Raw genomic sequence first — 19,457 nt, forward strand, 5'->3', positions numbered from 1 at the left:
ATTAATGGCTTTAATTAATTTATCGGGCGCATATCTCGCGTTTAGTGATGCGCCGCTGTTAGACAACACTGAAATTCATATCGAAGACAATGAACGCGTCTGCCTTGTTGGACGAAACGGGGCTGGAAAATCGACCCTGATGCGTGTATTGACGAAAGAGCAACCGCTTGATGATGGCTCACTCACTTATGAACAAGATTTAATTGTTGCACGTTTACAGCAAGATCCTCCGCGTAACGTAGAGGGCACAATTTTTGACTTTGTGGCTGAAGGCGTTGCCGAACAAGCGCAATATTTAAAAGATTATCACCATGTTGCTAAGCTGGTGGAGTCTGACCCAAGCGAGAAAAATTTAAATAAACTCGCGGATTTACAAGAAGTTCTGGATAACTTAAACCTCTGGTTACTAGACTCGCGCATTAATGATGTTCTCAAAAAACTGGGATTACCAGCTGATGCAGAATTATCTTCACTATCCGGTGGTTGGTTACGTAAAGCAGCATTAGGGCGCGCACTAGTAAGTAACCCGCGCGTACTTTTTTTAGATGAGCCGACAAACCACTTGGATATTGAAACCATTTTGTGGTTAGAAACATTTTTGAAAGATTTCCAAGGCAGCATTGTCTTTATTTCCCATGACCGTTCTTTCATTCGTAATATGGCAACCCGTATTATCGATTTAGACCGTGGTCAGCTCGCTTCTTGGCCAGGTAATTATGATGATTATCTGATCAATAAAGAAGAAGCACTGCGCGTTGAAGAGATGCAAAACGCGGAGTTTGATCGCAAGTTAGCGCAGGAAGAAGCGTGGATCCGCCAAGGGATCAAAGCGCGCCGTACTCGTAACGAAGGGCGTGTTCGCGCGCTGAAAGCATTGCGCGTGGAACGTTCAGAGCGTCGTGAAGTGATGGGCACTGCTCGTATGCAAGTGGGCGAAGCCGCGCGTTCCGGTAAAATTGTATTTGAGTTAGAAAACGTTAATTATCAAGTTGATAATAAAGTTTTAGTGAAGGATTTCTCTGCGCAAGTGATGCGTGGCGATAAAATTGCATTGGTGGGACCTAACGGTTGTGGTAAAACCACACTGTTACGTTTAATGCTGGGTGATTTGCAAGCAGATAGTGGACGCGTTCACTGTGGGACTAAACTTGAAGTTGCCTATTTTGACCAGCACCGTGCAGCACTCGACCCAGATAAAACCGTGATGGATAACCTTGCGGAAGGTAAGCAAGAGGTCATGGTTAATGGTAAACCTCGTCATGTATTAGGTTACCTGCAAGACTTTATGTTCCCGCCAAAACGTGCGATGACGCCTGTAAGAGCGTTATCCGGTGGTGAGCGTAACCGCTTATTATTAGCACGTTTATTCTTAAAGCCAAGTAACTTGCTGATCCTTGATGAACCAACCAACGACCTTGATGTTGAAACATTGGAGTTACTGGAAGAGCTGGTGGATGGGTATCAAGGTACCGTTTTATTAGTTAGCCATGATAGAGAATTCGTGGATAACAGCGTAACAGAGTGCTGGATTTTCGAAGGTAACGGCGAAATTAACCGCTTTGTAGGTGGCTATAAAGATGCTCAGCAGCAAAGAGCACAAACCGTCCGTCTGAAATCGGAGCAAACCAGTAAAGTAGCTGCGCCAGAAAAAGAGGCTAAGCCAAAAGAAGCCCCTAAACGTGTGAATAAGCTTAGCTATAATTTATTACGTGAGTTAGAGCAATTACCAGCAAAATTAGAGCAACTTGAAGGGGAAATTGAAGTTCTTCAAGCAAAAATTGGCGATGCAGATTTCTTTAATCAGCCACATGATGTGACTGAAAGCACACTAACTGCACTTGCCGCTAAAGAACAAGAGTTAGAACAAGCGTTTGATCGTTGGCAGGAGCTAGAGCTGTTGAAAAACGGTTGATATGACGGTTTAAATCAAAAGGAGAGAAAACACTTTGTGTTCTCATGAGCCCCATGAACATGTGCTCTGTCCACAGTGCGACATGATGGTTGCTGTTCCTGAATTGGAACAAGGTAGTAAAGCCACATGTCCGCGTTGTGAAACAACACTCATATCCAAATGGCGTTATCCTTACAGGCAACCCGCAGCATATGCATTTAGTGCATTGATTATGCTGACTATTGCCTGTCTTTTCCCATTTGTAAAAATGAGTGCGGCAGGCATTGAAAATGAAATCTCCATGTTTCAAATCATCGAGATTATTATGGGGACGCGTTACAGCGGCTTAGCGCTGTTTTTTCTCCTCTTTTCTCTGATCATTCCTGCATTTTGTATGGTAACAATCATCCTACTTGGGCTGCGGGTTCACCTTCATAAATCAATTAAAATACTGATTACTCGAATTCTTTTTCAGATGAAATCGTGGTGCATGGCGGAAATTTTTCTCGCTGGAGTGCTAGTGAGTTTCGTGAAATTGATTGCGTATGGTGAAATTGGCATTGGGATGAGTTTTCTTCCTTATTGTGCGTTCTGTATGATGCAAGTGCGTGCATTCCAATGTTTGGATCGTCATTGGTTATGGAACAAAATTGAAGACGCTCCTAAGATAAATAAGCCTTTGATTGTTGGGCAAACAGGAATTAGCCAAAATGTACGCTTGTGTTTAGTTTGTACGGCGATTTTACCTGCGGAACAACATGAATGCCCACGTTGCCACTCTTATGGCAGTGTACGTAAAAAGCAGAGTTTACAGTGGACATTAGCGTTACTGTTAACATCAATTATGCTTTATATTCCTGCAAACGTTTTGCCAGTGATGACCACTAATGCGTTAGGTAGTGGGCTACCGTCTACGATCATGGATGGTGTCATTCTTCTTTGGGAAGATGGTTCGTTCCCCGTTGCTATGATTATTTTTATTGCCAGTATTATGGTTCCTACTCTGAAAATGATTGGCATAGCATGGCTATGTCTTGACTCTCAAGGTTTTGGAAACCGTGATCCACATAGAATGCATTTTATTTATGAGCTGGTGGAGTACGTTGGCCGCTGGTCAATGATTGACGTGTTTGTGATTACCATTTTGACTGCATTGGTTCAAATGGGGCAATTAATGAACATCGTCCCCGCACAGGGAGTTATTTTCTTTGGCGTGGTAGTGATTTTAACGATGTTTGCCGCAATGACATTTGATCCTCGTTTAACATGGGATCGTTGTAACAAGAGAGATGCAGTTAAGGCTGTTGAACAAGAAGGAGCCGCAGGGTGACAGAGCAAGAAACATCACAGGCCAACGCTAAAGTGAGTAAGTTAAAAAGCTGGTCACCGGTTTGGGTGATCCCGATTGTAACTTTACTCATCGGTGCTTGGATCATGTTTTACCATTTTAGTCATCAAGGCCCAGAAGTGACGTTAATCACTTACAGCGCTGAAGGGGTTGAAGCGGGTAAAACTAAAATTAAAAGTCGTAGTGTAGATATTGGGGTCGTTGAAAGCGTCACTTTGGATTCTAATTTTAGTCGAGTGATCATCAAAGCGCGTTTAAACCCAGATATGGAAGATTTACTACGCTCAGATTCTGCCTTTTGGATTGTTAAGCCAACCATTGGTCGTGATGGTGTGACTGGGTTAGGCACTCTGCTGTCAGGGGCTTATATCGAACTGCAACCTGGTCTAGCGGCAAAAGAGCATTTCGAATTTACACTATTAGATACGCCACCTTTGGCGTCCCCTGATGCTAAAGGTAAGCGAATTATTTTAACCAGTGATAAAGCGGGACAGCTTAATGCTGGGGATCCCGTTTTATTCCGCGGGTATCGCGTCGGATCTGTCGAAACGAGTAATTTCGATATGGACCAACGTGATATGCGTTATCAACTGTTTATCAATGCACCTTATGACAAGCTAATCAGCAGTAATGTGCGTTTCTGGAAAGACAGCGGTATTGCGTTTGATATGTCTTCCCAAGGGGTACATGTATCAATGGGCTCAGTCGCGACATTGTTGACTGGTGGTGTGAGTTTTGATGTGCCAGAAGGGTGGATTCCTGGGGAAGCTGTGAAAGAGAATGCACAGTTCAAACTATTTGATACTCAATCAAGTATCCAGGACTCGTTATATACCACATACCAAGACTTTGTACTGTTTTTCTCAGACTCTGTCCGTGGATTACAGCCTGGAGCCCCAGTAGAATTCCGTGGGATTCGTTTAGGAACTGTGGCGCAAGTGCCATTTTATACAGCGGGACTAGACCAGTCTTTGGATAATAATTTCCGTATTCCAGTGCTGATCCATATCGAACCAGAGCGTTTTTCTAAAGATGTCGGTAAAGACTTTAACCTGAAAAATGAATTGAATCTGGCGATGAAAAATGGGCTAAGAGCTTCATTAAAATCCGGTAATTTATTAACGGGTGCTTTATATATTGACCTCGACTTTATTCCGGATGTGCCTGAATATAAAGGTCCTTATGTGATTGCAGGTTATAAAATTATTCCAACGCACAGTGGTGGCTTAGCGCAGATCCAACAAAAAGTGATTGCGGTACTTGATAAAATCAACAATATGCCAATTGAGCCTATGTTGAAACAAACCACTCAGACCTTAGCTGAAGGTCAAAAATTGGTTCAAGAAGCGAATGTGATGTTCACGCAACTGAATAAGCTGATGTCGAGTAAAGAATTCCAAAGCCTGCCGACAGATATGCAAAAATCACTGAAAGAGATTAACAAAACAATGCAGGGTTTCCAGCCGGGCTCCCCAGCCTATAACAAGATGGTTGATGATATGCAGCGTTTAGATCAGGTACTTCGTGAAGTCCAACCGCTATTGCGTACGCTGAATAATAAGAGCAATGCATTAGTGTTTGAAGCTGAGCCGACTAAGGACGTAGTGCCTAAAGGAGTGAAAAAATAATGAAATATCTATTAGCAATAGGTGTTTTTCTACTGGCGGCTTGTAGCAGTAGCCCAGATAAAGTGTACTATCAATTACCGATGAAAGCGCCAGAAGTGCAATCAGCAACAGTGATGGGTAAAGGTCAGGTCTGGCTCCAACGCATTACGTTGGCAGATGTACTGACATCGAATGGGATCACTTATCAAACATCAGATGTGGCTTACTCAAATGCCAGCGCGCATTTATGGGCAAGTCCGCTAGAACAGCAATTAGGGCAATCGATGGTGCGTGAGCTCTCTTCAACGTTGCCTGATAGGTTTATCTCATTGCAGCCATTGCAAAGCTCACCTGAAACGCTAGATATTACGTTGACAGCGTTCAATGGTCGTTATGATGGAAAAGTCTTAGTTCAGGGTTTTTGGACGCTGATGCGAGGTGACAAAGTCATTCGCCGTAACTTTGACATTCAATTAGATCAGCAAGAAGATGGTTATCCTGAATTAGTCAGAACACTTGCGAGTGGTTGGCAGAAAGTGGCAGTGGATATAGCTCAAGAGATCAATAAGCCATAATTTGAATATTATTTTACCGTGAAATGAATGCACTACAGTAAAACGTAGTGCATTTTTTTGTTACTTTACAAATAAAAATAACCGACATTGAATCTCGTATTCCATTGATAAATAACAATTTCATTTTTAATTGTTTGAATATCAGTAGCTTGTGATTATCTCTAAATGTAGGTCACATTTATCATAATTATGACAATAATATGAAATTCTTTACTTGCATTTCTTATGGGTGGGCGCTATTTGTATAGTGTATCTATTAACAAAAATAGATGCTGTTTTCTTTTCCATTTAAATGATGAGGGAAGTAAGGCATGAAAAGACAGAAGAGAGACCGTTTAGAAAGAGCGTTATCAAGAGGTTATCAAGCAGGTTTAACCGGGCGTTCCAAAGAGTTATGTCCTTATCAGGCAGTAGATGCCCGTTCGCATTGGCTAGGTGGTTGGCGTCAAGCGATGGAGGACAGAGCGGCAGTTGCCGTTTAATGGGTCATTCACGAGGATAATTAGATTAATTTTGCGAAAATTTATTTCACGCATAATTTAATACAATCCCTTAAAAATTATAAACCTCCGCATTTGCGGAGGTTTGCGTTTAAGGGCAAGGTTCGATTAGAACGCGCTTGTATCCTTAAATAAGCCGACTTTTAGGTCTGTAGCGGCATAAATGAGTTTGCCATCCACCAACACTTCACCATCAGCTAATCCCATAATCAATTTACGGTTGATCACTCGTTTAAAATTGATACGGTAAGTGACTTTTTTTGCTGTCGGTAGTACTTGTCCAGTGAATTTCACTTCACCAACACCTAAAGCACGACCTTTGCCTTCACCGCCTAACCAGCCAAGGTAAAAACCAACCAGTTGCCACATGGCATCAAGACCTAAACAACCCGGCATAACTGGGTCATTCGTAAAGTGACAACCAAAGAACCATAAGTCTGGATTGATATCCAGCTCAGCTTCAACGTAGCCTTTATTGAATGTACCGCCATCTTCGGTCATTTTGATGATTCGATCCATCATCAACATATTACCTGATGGTAGTGGAGGACCATTTTCCCCAAATAATTCGCCTCTTCCAGAAGCCTCTAAATCTTCTTTCGTATAGGATTCGCGTTTATCAACCATGATCTTCAGATAGCCTTTATTATGTATAGGTTCACAGAATAGCTTACACTTGTACGCTGAACAACTCCGATCAGCTAATATTTACGCAATCTTTACTTAGCTCATCCACTTCAAAAACCAAGGTAATCTTGACTTATCTGGTGAATTGGCTTGATTTATGCGTTCTTGAATTAAAGCTAACAGGTGTACATTTTCACCTTCCACTTGCTGTTCAAAGTAGGGTTGCTTGGTCAAAAGACTAATGGCTTGAGCAACGTGTTCGACAGGCCAAATGTGGAATTTTTCTTCTTTAACCGCTTGGACGACTTCATCTTTTAAGCACAGATGACGCACATTAGACATTGGGATAATGACACCTTGATTACCTGTTAACTCTCGCTTATCACAGATATCAAAAAATCCTTCAATCTTTTGGTTAACACCGCCAATAGGTTGCACATAGCCAAATTGGTCAACGGCGCCCGTGACGGCAATTTGCTGATCGATAGGCTGTAATGACAATGCGCTAATCAAGGCGCAAAGCTCTGCCAAGGATGCACTATCGCCATCAACTTCGCCATATGACTGCTCAAATACAATAGAAGCAGAAAATGGCTGAGGTTGCTCTAATTTTAATTCATAGTTTAGGTAGGCTTGCATGATCATCATGCCTTTTGCATGGATATTGCCACCTAGCTCTGCTTTACGCTCGACATCCGTAAATTCGCCATCGCCAAGATGTGCTACACAAGTAATTCTGGACGGCTCACCAATAGCATCTGGATAGCCAGGGTACTGTAAAACAGAGAGTCCATTAATTTGACCTACAACTTCACCTTCCGTTTTGATTAAAACTTGTTCTTGCAAAATGTCATCTTGGTTACGTTCTACAAGGAAGGCATGACGCCATACACGGTTTTCTTCTGCTTGGGAAAATGACTCTGCGGTTAAATGACCTTCGTTGGCGTAATTAGCTGCATTGGTTAATTGACGTGTTAACCAATTAATATCGAGAGGTAAGTTATACTTATCTTCGCAACAACGAGTGGCTTGTAAAATAAATTCGGACCAGCCGTCCACAGCAATTTCAGGAAGTTGATTGCTATTGATAATAAACTTAATGAAATTCATCCATAAGCTTAATTGTTCTTCATCCTCAAAGAACATCAGCGGCTCATACTCTGCGTATATTGCGCAATCAAATAGCTCAGGTGCGGCAAATTCAAACTCTTCTAGTATCAGTCTATCACCAACGACGATGACTTTGAGCTCAAGAGGATGAGGCTCAATTTCTATGGGTAGAGTTTGATTTTCACTGTGTGGTAGCCATTCTAATTGGCGACGGGTAACCATATTTTTTAAGCGAGTCCACATTAATGGCTGAGTCACCAGTGCGGTTGCTGAAATGATTAATACGCCACCATTAATTTGGTGCAGCAAACCCGGTACCAAATTTTGGTTTGGAGTGACATAACCGAACAGTTGTTCTGGCTCAATCCAGTGACGGTAGGCAATTTTCTCTTGTGTTGAAAAACGTCCCGTTGAGTCAGTTTTCCATTGATATCGTTGTTTATCTTCAGATAGCTGATAATCCCCATTAATAAAATGAGTTTCATTCAATAATGGCGTGATCGAATCAGTAAATAGTTTTAGATACTCTTCACTTTCGTCAGATTTAATGAACATAAACCGTGTTTGAGCATATTCGCGAATGAAATGCTGCATCCCATCGAATAATCTTGGTTGAATATCAGACAGTGTTGATGGGGTCAACGTCGCTGAAGAGACAAATTTTGTCTGAAAAGACGATAAGTTAGGAGTTAGGCCTTGCCATGTTAATTCTTGACTGATCACTATAATTATCTGCTATTAGTATGGTTATCAATAAATGCCTGCCAATAAGCAGGACGCATGTGCCTGAGTTTATTTCTGTACTGTCTGTTTTATATACAATTTCAGGCTAATTCATTACCTTAAGCTATTTTTGACTCAAGATTGTTATATTAGCCTCTGAGCGCTAATCTTGCAGCAATATTTGTCGAAATATCGATTTAGAATAAAGAAAACATGAGAGCAACAGGTAAACTCAGCGGCCATGTTAAGCCAATTAAGAGTGCGCTCAAGAGTCTCATACAAAAACTAGGATCTTTGGTTACTAGCAGGGCGAATAACGCTGAACATACTCCTCCAATCCCATAGATAAGAAGTATGTGTTCAAAAGTGGACATGCGATTTTAGTGGTTTGTTAACGTGTGGATGCGAATTGTACACTATTTTTTTATTTACTGTTATTTTCTTTGTGTTAATCAAGGGATAATCGATTAAATGGAATCCAGCTTGAGCATTTTTCTTATAATATTGCTAATATAATGATAGGTACGATTTTCTTCGGGAAAAAATATGAAATATCAGCAGCTTGAAAATCTTGAATGTGGCTGGAAATGGGAATATCTGGTCAATAAAGCGAGAAGTGGGGAGCCGATTACCCGCTATATAGAGAGAAGTGCGGAACAAGAAGCCATTGAGTTGCTGCTAAAGCTAGAAAATACACCTGTTGATGTATTGAAATGGATTGCTGACCATATGTCTCCGCAATTAGATAACCGAATGAAGCAGAGTATTCGTGCTCGCCGTAAACGTCATTTTAATGCTGAGCATCCACATACTCGAAAGAAATCCATTGATTTAAATTATTCGGTTTGGCAACGGTTATCAAATTTAGCCGTTAATCGAAATAAAACGTTGTCAGAAACGATTATCCAGTTAATTGAAGATGCAGAGCATAAAGATAAGTATGAAAATCAGATGAGCTTATTGAAGCATGATCTTCAAGCGATCTTAGGTAAGTCAGAGAAAGAATAGTGATCTTATCGATGTGTGTCGTTGATCGAATATAGAATAGGCTAGCTTAGAATAGGATATCTATCTACAAATTGAATTTTTCATGACTTCCTCATTTAGACGATAAAAAAACCCCAACAAATTGGGGTTTTTTATATTCATTTCGAAATTTAAACTAGGGCTATAAATTAAGCGCCTGGTTGAGTTACAACTTCAGTTGTACCTTGGATTTCGATTTCAACACGACGGTCTGGCGCTAAACACTCGATCAGAGCTGCACGGCCTTTAACTGCGTCACATTTGTTACCAGTTACTGGATCTTCTTTACCACGACCTTCTGCAGCGATTGCGCTTGCAGGAACGCCTTTAGCAACTAAGTAATCTACTACTGACTGAGCACGTTTTTGTGACAGTGGCAGGTTGTAGTTTTGTGAACCGATACGGTCTGTGAAACCAACTACCAGCACGCGACCTTGAGTTGGGTCGATGTTGCTCAGTTCGTTGTACAGTTCGTTCAGAGCTTGCTGACCTTCTGGTTTCAGAGTCGCTTTGTTGAAGTTAAACAGAACGTCTGAACGCAGAGTGAAGCGTTTGTTTTCAACAACTGGAGCTGCTGGCTCAGCAACTACTGCTGGAGCAACTACTGGAGCTGCTTCTTGACCGAAACGGTATGCAAGACCAACGCTCAGCATGCCGTTGTCTGGGCTAACACCGATGTTGTCTTTGTCACCCATGCGGCTAACCCACTGGTAGTCTAAACGAGTAGCTAATTCTGGAGTGATAGCATACTCAAGACCCAGTGCGTAAACTGGAGAAACGCCAGTGTCAGTTTCTTTACCAACGCCGTTAACTTTAGCTTCTGTACGGTAAACCATACCACCCAGACGAGTATAAACGTCTAAGTCTTCCATTACTGGATAGCTCAGTTTGGTAGTCAGAGAAACGCCCATAGAAGAAACGCTACCTGCGTTGTCACCTTTGTACTTCATTTTACCAAACCAGTCATAGCCCATTTCGAAGCCCATGTACTGGTTGTATTGGTAACCTGCGTACAGACCCGCACCTAATTGGTCACGAGTTTTTTTACCGGTACCAACAGAAGTTTCATCTCCTGCAGCATCTTCAAAAGTAAATTTAGCGTGCTCGTAGTGAGACCAACCTAATTTACCACCAGTATACCAAGTGTTATCTTTTGGAGCTGCTTGTGCAACAGTTGCGAATGCTGCTACTGCCACTGCTACCGCGATAGCTGTCTTTTTCATTTTTACGCCTCGTTATCATCCAATATTGGCTTGGCTTCGTGAGCCTTATTATTTGCCATTGGTTCAATTTACTTGCTAGGTTCAGCTGACATTATCCACAAAAATTTACGAAAAGTAAAAAAATAATGTCATACGCTTAACAGGCTAAAGTCTACAACGAACTCCAAAAGATACAAGTATGGTAAGCAATAAAGGTTAAAAAAAGTCTTTTTTTATCCCTGAAATCAGAGAGATAAATATATTGTACATTTTATCGCTAATTAATCTATCTTATTGTTTTTAATGTGTTTTAGTGTTTTATTTAACAACGATATTACTCAACTTAAAATTTAGTAAGAAAAATCTTATTATTGATCAATGAATCTTATTGGAGTGAATCTTTAAAAGGTTTTGATGTCTAGTGGTCATCTGAATTGTATTATATGTTTTTTCTGGTCTCATAATGAATCCCATAGAATGACCTACTTCAGCGGCATTTTGTAAAAGAATAAAATCTTGCTCACTTATTTCTGGTAACCATCCTAATACGACACTGTAATTACCGCTTCTCAATGCTTTTTCCATTGCATCAATAGTTGTAATTGAGTCAACTTGGTTGAGTTGCATAATTTTATTTGCAGGAAGTCCCGCTTGTTCCACCCAATGTTTACTCAGTTTTTTCTCAGGACTCAACCATAATAACCAGCGTGATTGAATACCAAACTGGCGTAGCATTGGTAGCAATATGTAATCCATGACTGGGTGCTGTTCATTATAAACTAGCTCACTCACCATACCTTGTTGCATAGCGCCATTTACACTATTCATCGTTGAACTAGCACTAGTCACGTTACTATCTGTAAGGTGATCACGTGTGAAGTTATCATTAGTAAAACGATTAAGAGAATGTTCTGCTGTGTTGTTCCAAGAATAGATGCTCATAATTCACCTCGCTACAATGCTGTATGGACATACAGTAACTGTATATTTATACAATATCAAGGCTATTTTTACAAAGCGCTTCGCAACTTTTCGGTTTTTATGTGAGTTCTACTTGGCATTTTTAACTGAAACTTTAAAATCGATTAAACATAATTATATGTAAAAACAATTGTTTTTAATTGTTTAGGCTTCAAGGACGATAGTACTTTTTTTATTCATAAGGAGATGAAAAAGTGTCATTACAAAACGAAAGAAGTTCCCTTTTGCAACAAATTTTGAGCAAATTTGGGGTACTAAAAAAGAAGAACCATTTTGGTGGATATTGTTTGTGTATTGATAGTGCACTTGTTGGATTGGTATTGGATGACCAGTTTTATGTACGAGGGTGTCTGTTTTCTCGCAGTTACTTTGAATCTGTGGGATTCGAACGGTTGGTCTACAGTAAAAGGGGTATACCTTTAGAGATGCGATATTATCGACTCCCTGAAGATGTTTGGTGTGATTCATCAATATTGAGTCATATTATCGAGCTTGCTTACCGTTCGGCGATAGAGGAAAACCAACAAAAAGAATCGGCGGCTGTTCGTATTAAAGATTTGCCTAATATGAATATGGCAATGGAAAGAGCATTAGGTAAAATTGGCATTTTCCATGCCGAGGAGCTGGCATTGATTGGCGCTAAAGCGTGTTTTTTGAAGTTAAAACAGCACGGTAAGCAAAGACCAAGTGTCAAGCAATTGATTGGATTGGCTGCGGCAATCGAAGGTTGTCACAGTGAAGTATTACCTTCTCAAACCCGGCAAGAGTTGATTAACTGGTTTAACAGCGTGAACTGATTTTCAGTTTACCTATGAAGATAATTGCGGGCATTGACTACTGGTTAGTTTTAATGCCCGCTCATCAGTTTATTTTATGACAAACTGATTTGTTTAATCATTGATTTTATCTCAGGAATTAATTCGATCAGTAACTTAGTTTGCTCCATGATTAAAACTGTTTTTTCATCGTCATCACTGGAGGCGTGGTCAATGCGTTGGAGCAAACTGACTCTTAATCGCTCTGATTTTTCATCAATAATTGCTGGATCTAACGATGTGACTTGAATGGATGATTCGATGTAGCAAATCGCATCGTTTAATAATGTTAAGTTTGCATCGTTTTGCATTTTTTCTCGGTGGGCACCGAGCGCTGAAATATAACCCAGTAATGTATGGTTCAGACACAATAAACGGAATGCCTGTTCTTGTGTAATTTGGTATGACTTAGGATCAGAAGCCATATTTGAGACAACGGAGGCAAACTCTGCATCAGAGTTGTGAGCATCACGCCTCGCAATACGGTACTCCAAACTATTATCTTTGCCTTGATAATACTGTTGTAAAATAGCGTCTAAGTAACGGCAGTTACTATCCATCGTCTTTTGAATCACTTGGGGTAATTGTCGAAACTTCCAGTCAGGCCAAATGAAACTAACGGCAAGCAGTGCAATGAAGCAACCAATTAAGGTATCGATGATTCGAGGCAAGGCGACCTCAAACCCTTCACCCAGTAAATTGAAGCAAAAAAGCACAAGTAATGTAATAAATAGTGTGGCTTGAGCGTATTGGCTGCTACGGAACATGAAAAATAGCAATCCAGTGACCACGATTAAGGCGAGCTGCCCTTCAATAGATGGCACGATATTAAGTAGTGGTAAGCCAATCGCAATCCCTAATAGGGTACCAATAATTCGCAGTGCAAGGCGGCGCTTAGTGGCATTATAGTTGGGTTGGCAAACAAATAAGCTGGTCAGTAGGATCCAATAGCCTCTTTCTAAATCAAATAGTTGAATAATCAGGTAGCCAGTGCAGAGTAAAACAGACATTCTGACCGCATGACGAAAGAGGGCAGATTTAGGCGTCAAATGGTGTTTGAAGCGCGTAAATATATCGCGAAGACCTGAAATTGACTCATCTGCTAACTGTTCAATTTGCTTATTATTTTGTTGCCCTGTAGCTTGATTCAAACTCAAGCTTTTCAATTGAACATCAATACCTTTCAGGTTTTTCAGTAAGTTTCGTAATGCTTTAATCTCGTGTAATTCAGGCGACTGTTGTTGTAACAGATGCAAGGAGTTTTCAATATAGGCGAATGTTCGTTCAAAACGAGGGTTGTGCTGATATTGTTTACGCCATATCACAGATTGAGCCACTTGTTGGCAAGCTCGCGCTTGCATGGTTAACAGGCGCTGAAAGCGAAATAAAATATCGCAGTGGCGTAAGCGGCGGCTAAGATGTTGATATTGAATGTGAGACGAACTTGCTCGTTCATGAATATCTTGGGCAACGAAGTAATACTGCAATGTATTGCGCGTACCTCGCTGTCCTCGGTCACCTTTCAATCTGCTGAGCAAGGCTATCTTTGCTTGATTCATCGTGCTGACTAACGTGCTGTTAACGAGTGCTAAGTCATAGATTGATTGCTGATAATCATCTTCGAGATCAGGGTCAAACAAGTTGGCTTTCGCATCGAGATAGGCGGAAAGTTGCTGATAACATTGTGAAATAGCATCTTGCAGTGGGCGTACAGGGAAAAGGATATGCCCGATTAGCGTGAGAATGTTGTACCAAATTGCCCCCGTTAATAAAAGCGCAGGCTGTATGTACCAAGTATCAAAAATAGGGACACCAAGCATGGTGTAAATTGCGATAAGTAGGGCGCCAAAAGCGATGGTCGCATAACGTTGTCCTAAGGCCCCAAGCAAAATAAACCCGCAGGTTGAGATAGCTAACCCAAAAAAGAATAATACTGGGTAGGGAAAAAGTAGCTCAATAGAGACGGAGGCAATTAAAAAACAGAGTAAAGTGATAATTAAATTTTTTATTCTGCCCACCAATCTGTCATCTAAGTCGGTCAGTGCGGCAGCAACAACACCCAATGTTAAGGGGATTGTCACTTTTGGCTCTAAGCCTAAAAGCCATGGGACCAAGGTTGTGCCTGTCAGCGCAATTAAGATTCGGATATAATATAAAATATGGCTGTTATATAGCACACGGCGATAACTGGTTAGCAGCGTTAGCACAAAATACCTCAGTGGTAAGACAAATCCTTATCTACATAGAATAACGTGTTTACGTAGAATAAAAAACTATTAGCAATTATGCTTTGATTATCTTCACGAATGATTTACACAGGTGCAGAACGTATGGAACTGAAATCGACACAGATTGGACAGCGCCTGGCTCAGCATCCCTATAATCGGGTTCGCTTACTTAATGCAGGCATCGAAGTTAGTGGTGAAAACCATCAATATCTTATTCCATTCAATGAATTAATTGATATTCGCTGCAAACGAGGGATCGTTTGGGGAGAGTTAGAGTTTGAGATTTTAGAGGAGCAAGTTGTTCGCTTACATGGCACGGAGTGGAAACAAACTCAGCGTTTCTATCATTTTTTAAATGAAAAATGGCAGCAATGGAGCGTAGAAATGAGTGAGGTTAGCGCTCAAGTCTTGACGTCATTAGCTCAGTCAATTATACAACAAACTCAACAAGATGCTTGGTTAAGCTTACGTAGCCTTCACGCCATTAAGGAAAAAATCACTCAGCAATTTTCATCGCTTCCTTTACCATTAGCGCGAATCCCCTTATTTGAAAATTGTGCGACACAATATCAATTGTGCTGCCAATGGCTACATGATAGTGAGCAGTGCCGAAATCTAAATAATCAAAATTGGTGCCAGTCAGTTTTAAGTCGTTATCACGATTTTTTCCAAAATATAGAATCTTCTCCATTAAATTATTCTCAATCTTTATCTGTCATTAATGGTGAGGATAATGTTTTAGTATTAGCCGGAGCGGGAAGCGGAAAAACATCTGTATTAGTCGCAAGGGCGGGATGGCTGTTATTAAGAGAGCTCGCGAAGCCTGAGCAGATATTGCTATTGGCGTTTGGACGTAAAGCCGCTGCAGAAATGAATGAGCGTATTCAATCTCGGTTACAGCAGCAAGAGATTGAGGCGAAGACATTCCATGCTCTTGCATTGCAGATTATCCGAGAGGGTAGCAATAAGTCACCAGTGATTAGTGAATTAGAATCCAACGCTGAAAAACGTCAGTCACTTTTATTAACGGAGTGGCGTGAACAATGCTCGAGTAAAAAGGCGCAGGCAAAAGGGTGGCGAGAGTGGCTTTCTGACGAGCTCCTTTGGGATATTCCAGATGGTGAATATTGGAATGATGAAAAAATTAGTCGTAAAGTCGTGATTCGATTAGAGCGATGGTTAAGTTTAATTCGCTCGCATGGCGGCAGCCAAAAAGAGATGGTTGAAAATACACCAGAAGAAATTCGAGATCGATTCCAAAAGCGCATTCGATTGATGGCACCGCTATTAAAAGTATGGAAAAACGCATTAAAAGATGAGGGCGCGATTGATTTCTCAGGGTTGATTCATCAAGCTGTCAATATCATTGAAAAAGGGCGCTTTATAAGTCCTTGGAAGCATATTTTGGTGGATGAATTTCAAGACATTTCGCCACTGCGTGCTAGGTTATTGCAGGCATTACGTCAGCAGAATAAACAGACATGTTTATTTGCGGTTGGGGATGATTGGCAGGCTATTTATCGCTTTAGTGGTGCTGAATTGGGTCTAACAACTGCATTTAAAACACATTTTGGTGACGGGGATTTATGTGCATTAGATACAACATATCGATTTAATGAGCGTATAGGCGATATAGCTAATCGTTTTGTTTTACAGAATCCTAGTCAGCTAGATAAACCTCTGAATAGCTTAATTAAAGGTAATAAAAAATCAGTTGTTCTATTGTATGAAGATGCATTGGAACGCTTGCTGGATAAAATGAGCGGCTATGTTTTAGAGGATGAAAACATCCTAATTTTAGCGCGTTATCATTATTTAAAGCCTGAGATTTTGAATAAAGCCGCCACTCGTTGGCCGAAGCTTAATATTCAATTTATGACGATGCATGCGTCAAAAGGTCAGCAAGCAGACCATGTTATTATTTGTGGTCTAAATGGGGGAAAAGAAGGGTTTCCCGCGCCGGCAAGAGAGTCAATTATTGAGGATGCGTTACTTCCTCAGCCTGAACAATTCGAGCATGCTGAAGAGCGTCGATTATTTTATGTTGCACTCACGCGTGCGAAACAGCAGGTATGGCTGCTCTATAATCCAGATAACCCTTCAGAATTTGTTGAGGAGTTGCGGCAGATGGGCGTTCCTCGCCAGAAAAAACCATAAGCGTGATGCTAAAAAACCTGCGTTATGAGATGAATAGCGCAGGTTTTTTTTATGTTCTCTGCAGATTAACTGGTGCGTTTATTTAAATAACTTTGATAGTCAGGGATCACAATATCAATTTCCTCGTCAAAGTAAGGAGACGTGATCAGAAAATCAGCGGTCGCTGGATTCGTTGCAACTGGAATATTCCACACAGTAGCGAGACGCAAAAGCGCTTTTACATCAGGATCATGAGGTACCGCATTGAGTGGGTCCCAAAAGAAAATGAGTAGGTCGATTTTCTGCTCTGCAATCATTGAACCAATCTGTTGGTCCCCGCCCATTGGACCACTCAACATGCCAGTAACAGGTAAGCCCGTTTCTTTACTCACTAAACTTCCGGTAGTGCCAGTCGCAAATAATTTATGTGAACTTAATTTTACTTTATTTTTGCTTACCCAACCGAGCAGCGATGATTTGCAGTGGTCATGGGCAACTAAAGCAATGTTCTTTGAAGCTGAGATTTTACGAGTGGTGGATTCCATGAGTTTCCCTTAAACAAGATAAGTGTCACGCATCTTAAAAATTGAGTGAACAAACAGGTACAACATATATCATAATGTATATGAATAGTTTACTGGTTTAGGAGATATTTTGATGAGAGATCAAGAAATTGCTGAAATTTTAAAGGGTGTAAAGACAATCGCTCTTGTTGGTGCAAGTGATCGTACAGACCGTCCAAGTTATGAGGTCATGGAGTATCTTCTTCACCAAGGGTATCAGGTTATTCCTGTTAGCCCTAAGTTAGCTGGGCAAATATTATTGGGACAACAAGTTTATGCGCAGCTGAAAGATATCCCCCAGTCTGTTGATATGGTTGATGTTTTTAGAAACTCAGAAGCTGCTGTCGGTGTTGCTCATGAAGCAGTAGCCATTAAAGCCAAAGTTTTATGGCTACAAAAAGGGGTGATTAGCGAAGAAGCGAAAAAAATCGCGACGGATGCTGGGCTGCAATTTGTCATGGATAGATGCCCAAAACAAGATATTCCTGCGCTAGGTTTAGAAAAATAAGTGTTGGCGTTGTAGAAAAAGGGACGTAAAAAAATAAAGCAGCTGGTGGGCTGCTTTACTGGATTGCGTTCATGATCAGTTACGTAGACGTGGAGCTTGCAATTGGGATCTTATAGATTCTGCTAACTCATCCATAGATGGTTGTTCCGGATGGTCATCAGTCATCTCATAAGTAATTTGTGCTTCTGCTAGATAAGTATGAACCGCTTCCCCATTGTCATCTTCCATGACAACATGATACCAAGGCAGATCGCGTAATGTACTGTTGGATGCAATGTCATCATCATGTGGTTGTTCGAGTGAGTATTCAGGATCAACATCAACAACTACCCCGAGGTAGCCGAGAAGTTTATGTCTGACTTGTTGCCCGATGCCATATTTACTGGTGATCATCATAGCGACCTCCTTAAAAGCCTTGCTTGTACTGTAAACTACATGTGGGCAGTGCCGTGCGTTTTCAAGCCAATGTTTGGACAATTACTTATAACGCAATACACTGTCTTTGAAGTCATAACGAAAAGCAGTGCCTCAATAATCAGATTATCTGCTGAATGAATAAAAAACAACTGTGCCAGAGGGTTTTAATTAATTAAGTCATGACATCGGAGGCTTATATGGCAGCAACAGGTCGTTATTTCTATATTTATGGACGAGTTCAAGGTGTTGGGTTTCGTTACCAAACGTATCATTGGGCGAATCAGAATGGGATAAAAGGATTCGTTTATAATCGGGATGATGGTAGCGTGAAACTGGCTATTTATGGTTCCGAGCAGGACATTCAATTTGTAGACGAATGGTTAAAAGCCGGCGGTCCGCCAGGTGCGAAAATTGATCATTATTTTAGTGAAAACTGGCATACAGATCCAATAGCGGATTTTTCGGTCCGCTATTAGTGATTAAATACATTTTACTGGTTTAGGAAGACCTGCAAGTTTTGTTGCTTGCTTGGCAGGTCCTTTTGGAAACAGTCGATATAAATAGCGGCTGTTACCTTTTTCTTCCCCAAACTGCTGAGAAACGGCTTTAACCAGCATTCGGATCGCGGGTGAGGTATTAAATTCTAAATAGAATGCGCGAACGAAACGGATAATTTCGAGATGCTCATCAGTGATTTCAATCTCTTCTTGCTCAGCTAGCAAAGGAATAAGATCTTCACTCCATTGTTGGCTATCAAGTAGGTAGCCTTGTGCATCTGTTTCAATTTCTTGATTATTAAAAACCAACATACTTAATTTCTATCCAAACAAAAGTAGACCGCAAATTTAGCAAAAAAACAGCAATAACCCAAGTAAACCCTGCGAGGTTAGGAAAAAATGTTGATAATTTCATCCATTGAACTCATGTGCGCTTATTTTTAAAGCGAACGAACAAATTAGGGGTTTACATTGAAAGCGCAGATGATTATAGTGCTCGTCATTGCGGAGGGGTGGCCGAGCGGCTGAAGGCAGCGGTCTTGAAAACCGCCGATGGGAAACCATCCGAGAGTTCGAATCTCTCCTCCTCCGCCATCTTCACTTCTAGTAACGTCCTCCAAAGTCTTCCAATCTCAAGTAAATAAAGCATTCCAACTAAATTTCATTATTCCAACGTCTACTAGCGTATATTGCCCCCCCAATG

At 40.9% G+C, this 19,457-nt stretch carries 19 protein-coding genes and 1 tRNA gene; 11 read left to right on the forward strand and 9 right to left on the reverse strand.

Annotated elements, in window-relative coordinates; translation table 11 throughout:
- The first annotated feature begins 4 nt into the window (after positions 1-4).
- From PR795_RS02905 to rmf, 5 genes are all read left to right on the forward strand, one after another.
- The gene (locus PR795_RS02905; protein WP_036960406.1) at positions 5-1,912 is read left to right on the forward strand and encodes an ABC transporter ATP-binding protein; all 1,908 of its coding nucleotides are present in this window, start codon (positions 5-7) and stop codon (positions 1,910-1,912) included.
- 34 nt (positions 1,913-1,946) lie between these two features.
- Complete coding sequence (gene pqiA, locus PR795_RS02910; protein ID WP_036972618.1) at positions 1,947-3,221, forward strand: membrane integrity-associated transporter subunit PqiA; 1,275 nt, start codon at positions 1,947-1,949, stop codon at positions 3,219-3,221.
- Positions 3,218-4,867 (forward strand): intermembrane transport protein PqiB, encoded by a 1,650-nt coding sequence (gene pqiB / locus PR795_RS02915; protein ID WP_181480725.1) that lies wholly within the window; start codon positions 3,218-3,220, stop codon positions 4,865-4,867. The genes pqiA and pqiB overlap by 4 nt, the downstream gene beginning before the upstream one ends.
- Positions 4,867-5,421, forward strand: coding sequence for a membrane integrity-associated transporter subunit PqiC (pqiC, locus tag PR795_RS02920; RefSeq protein WP_181480726.1), 555 nt, complete (start codon positions 4,867-4,869; stop codon positions 5,419-5,421). The genes pqiB and pqiC overlap by 1 nt, the downstream gene beginning before the upstream one ends.
- A gap of 311 nt (positions 5,422-5,732) precedes the next feature.
- Positions 5,733-5,903 (forward strand): ribosome modulation factor, encoded by a 171-nt coding sequence (rmf, locus tag PR795_RS02925; protein WP_006657844.1) that lies wholly within the window; start codon positions 5,733-5,735, stop codon positions 5,901-5,903.
- A 126-nt stretch (positions 5,904-6,029) separates the two neighbouring features.
- Here rmf and fabA read toward each other — a convergent pair whose 3' ends face one another.
- The 3 genes from fabA to PR795_RS02940 form a co-directional block, all read right to left on the reverse strand.
- Positions 6,030-6,548: a bifunctional 3-hydroxydecanoyl-ACP dehydratase/trans-2-decenoyl-ACP isomerase gene (gene fabA, locus PR795_RS02930; protein WP_006657845.1), complete on the reverse strand. Its 519-nt coding sequence runs from the start codon at positions 6,546-6,548 to the stop codon at positions 6,030-6,032.
- 96 nt (positions 6,549-6,644) lie between these two features.
- Positions 6,645-8,381 carry an AAA family ATPase gene (locus PR795_RS02935; RefSeq protein ID WP_036965229.1) on the reverse strand — a complete coding sequence of 579 codons (1,737 nt, stop codon included), beginning with the start codon at positions 8,379-8,381 and terminating at the stop codon, positions 6,645-6,647.
- A gap of 197 nt (positions 8,382-8,578) precedes the next feature.
- On the reverse strand, positions 8,579-8,755 hold the full coding sequence (locus tag PR795_RS02940; RefSeq protein ID WP_006662138.1) for a GhoT/OrtT family toxin: 177 nt from the start codon (positions 8,753-8,755) through the stop codon (positions 8,579-8,581).
- Positions 8,756-8,927: 172 nt separating this feature from the next.
- Here PR795_RS02940 and matP point away from each other — a divergent pair, with 172 nt between their 5' ends.
- On the forward strand, positions 8,928-9,389 hold the full coding sequence (gene matP, locus PR795_RS02945) for a macrodomain Ter protein MatP (protein WP_006657847.1): 462 nt from the start codon (positions 8,928-8,930) through the stop codon (positions 9,387-9,389).
- A 167-nt stretch (positions 9,390-9,556) separates the two neighbouring features.
- On the opposite strand, the gene ompA is transcribed toward matP, so the two are convergent.
- Together ompA and sulA are read right to left on the reverse strand one after the other, a co-directional pair.
- Entirely contained in the window at positions 9,557-10,630 is a 1,074-nt protein-coding gene (gene ompA, locus PR795_RS02950) for a porin OmpA (protein WP_006657848.1), read from the reverse strand.
- A 354-nt stretch (positions 10,631-10,984) separates the two neighbouring features.
- Positions 10,985-11,551, reverse strand: a complete 567-nt coding sequence (gene sulA, locus PR795_RS02955) for an SOS-induced cell division inhibitor SulA (RefSeq protein ID WP_006657849.1) — start codon at positions 11,549-11,551, stop codon at positions 10,985-10,987.
- Positions 11,552-11,784: 233 nt separating this feature from the next.
- On the opposite strand from sulA, the gene PR795_RS02960 reads away from it, so the two are divergent.
- A complete protein-coding gene (locus tag PR795_RS02960) occupies positions 11,785-12,387 on the forward strand; it encodes a TfoX/Sxy family DNA transformation protein (RefSeq protein ID WP_006657850.1) in 603 nt (200 codons plus the stop codon).
- A gap of 74 nt (positions 12,388-12,461) precedes the next feature.
- On the opposite strand, the gene yccS is transcribed toward PR795_RS02960, so the two are convergent.
- Positions 12,462-14,612: a YccS family putative transporter gene (gene yccS, locus PR795_RS02965; protein ID WP_181480727.1), complete on the reverse strand. Its 2,151-nt coding sequence runs from the start codon at positions 14,610-14,612 to the stop codon at positions 12,462-12,464.
- 123 nt (positions 14,613-14,735) lie between these two features.
- Between yccS and helD the strand changes: the two genes are divergently transcribed.
- Positions 14,736-16,790: a DNA helicase IV gene (helD, locus tag PR795_RS02970; RefSeq protein ID WP_036974759.1), complete on the forward strand. Its 2,055-nt coding sequence runs from the start codon at positions 14,736-14,738 to the stop codon at positions 16,788-16,790.
- A gap of 65 nt (positions 16,791-16,855) precedes the next feature.
- Here helD and PR795_RS02975 read toward each other — a convergent pair whose 3' ends face one another.
- Positions 16,856-17,314, reverse strand: coding sequence for a methylglyoxal synthase (locus tag PR795_RS02975; protein WP_006657853.1), 459 nt, complete (start codon positions 17,312-17,314; stop codon positions 16,856-16,858).
- Positions 17,315-17,426: 112 nt separating this feature from the next.
- Here PR795_RS02975 and PR795_RS02980 point away from each other — a divergent pair, with 112 nt between their 5' ends.
- Positions 17,427-17,840 carry a CoA-binding protein gene (locus PR795_RS02980; protein ID WP_036960420.1) on the forward strand — a complete coding sequence of 138 codons (414 nt, stop codon included), beginning with the start codon at positions 17,427-17,429 and terminating at the stop codon, positions 17,838-17,840.
- Between the two features lie 75 nt (positions 17,841-17,915).
- Here the strand turns inward: PR795_RS02980 and hspQ are convergent, their stop codons facing one another.
- On the reverse strand, positions 17,916-18,236 hold the full coding sequence (gene hspQ, locus PR795_RS02985; RefSeq protein WP_006657855.1) for a heat shock protein HspQ: 321 nt from the start codon (positions 18,234-18,236) through the stop codon (positions 17,916-17,918).
- A 218-nt stretch (positions 18,237-18,454) separates the two neighbouring features.
- Here hspQ and PR795_RS02990 point away from each other — a divergent pair, with 218 nt between their 5' ends.
- Positions 18,455-18,733 carry an acylphosphatase gene (locus PR795_RS02990; RefSeq protein ID WP_036960421.1) on the forward strand — a complete coding sequence of 93 codons (279 nt, stop codon included), beginning with the start codon at positions 18,455-18,457 and terminating at the stop codon, positions 18,731-18,733.
- Between the two features lie 3 nt (positions 18,734-18,736).
- Here PR795_RS02990 and PR795_RS02995 read toward each other — a convergent pair whose 3' ends face one another.
- The gene (locus PR795_RS02995) at positions 18,737-19,066 is read right to left on the reverse strand and encodes a TusE/DsrC/DsvC family sulfur relay protein (protein ID WP_006657858.1); all 330 of its coding nucleotides are present in this window, start codon (positions 19,064-19,066) and stop codon (positions 18,737-18,739) included.
- 194 nt (positions 19,067-19,260) lie between these two features.
- On the opposite strand from PR795_RS02995, the gene PR795_RS03000 reads away from it, so the two are divergent.
- Positions 19,261-19,348: transfer RNA gene (locus tag PR795_RS03000), tRNA-Ser, on the forward strand.
- The last annotated feature ends 109 nt before the right edge of the window (positions 19,349-19,457 follow it).

This window comes from Providencia sp. PROV209 (genome assembly GCF_028479485.1).
Lineage (GTDB): Bacteria > Pseudomonadota > Gammaproteobacteria > Enterobacterales > Enterobacteriaceae > Providencia > Providencia alcalifaciens.

Excerpts from the sequence above, each read along its gene's own strand:
- fabA (WP_006657845.1), bottom strand. The coding sequence starts at position 6,548 with ATGGTTGATAAACGCGAATCCTATACGAAAGAAGATTTAGAGGCTTCT.
- PR795_RS02995 (WP_006657858.1), bottom strand. The coding sequence starts at position 19,066 with ATGTTGGTTTTTAATAATCAAGAAATTGAAACAGATGCACAAGGCTAC.
- helD (WP_036974759.1), top strand. The coding sequence starts at position 14,736 with ATGGAACTGAAATCGACACAGATTGGACAGCGCCTGGCTCAGCATCCC.
- PR795_RS02980 (WP_036960420.1), top strand. The coding sequence starts at position 17,427 with ATGAGAGATCAAGAAATTGCTGAAATTTTAAAGGGTGTAAAGACAATC.
- PR795_RS02905 (WP_036960406.1), top strand. The coding sequence starts at position 5 with ATGGCTTTAATTAATTTATCGGGCGCATATCTCGCGTTTAGTGATGCG.
- ompA (WP_006657848.1), bottom strand. The coding sequence starts at position 10,630 with ATGAAAAAGACAGCTATCGCGGTAGCAGTGGCAGTAGCAGCATTCGCA.
- sulA (WP_006657849.1), bottom strand. The coding sequence starts at position 11,551 with ATGAGCATCTATTCTTGGAACAACACAGCAGAACATTCTCTTAATCGT.
- matP (WP_006657847.1), top strand. The coding sequence starts at position 8,928 with ATGAAATATCAGCAGCTTGAAAATCTTGAATGTGGCTGGAAATGGGAA.
- PR795_RS02990 (WP_036960421.1), top strand. The coding sequence starts at position 18,455 with ATGGCAGCAACAGGTCGTTATTTCTATATTTATGGACGAGTTCAAGGT.
- rmf (WP_006657844.1), top strand. The coding sequence starts at position 5,733 with ATGAAAAGACAGAAGAGAGACCGTTTAGAAAGAGCGTTATCAAGAGGT.
- PR795_RS02940 (WP_006662138.1), bottom strand. The coding sequence starts at position 8,755 with ATGTCCACTTTTGAACACATACTTCTTATCTATGGGATTGGAGGAGTA.
- pqiC (WP_181480726.1), top strand. The coding sequence starts at position 4,867 with ATGAAATATCTATTAGCAATAGGTGTTTTTCTACTGGCGGCTTGTAGC.
- hspQ (WP_006657855.1), bottom strand. The coding sequence starts at position 18,236 with ATGATGATCACCAGTAAATATGGCATCGGGCAACAAGTCAGACATAAA.
- PR795_RS02975 (WP_006657853.1), bottom strand. The coding sequence starts at position 17,314 with ATGGAATCCACCACTCGTAAAATCTCAGCTTCAAAGAACATTGCTTTA.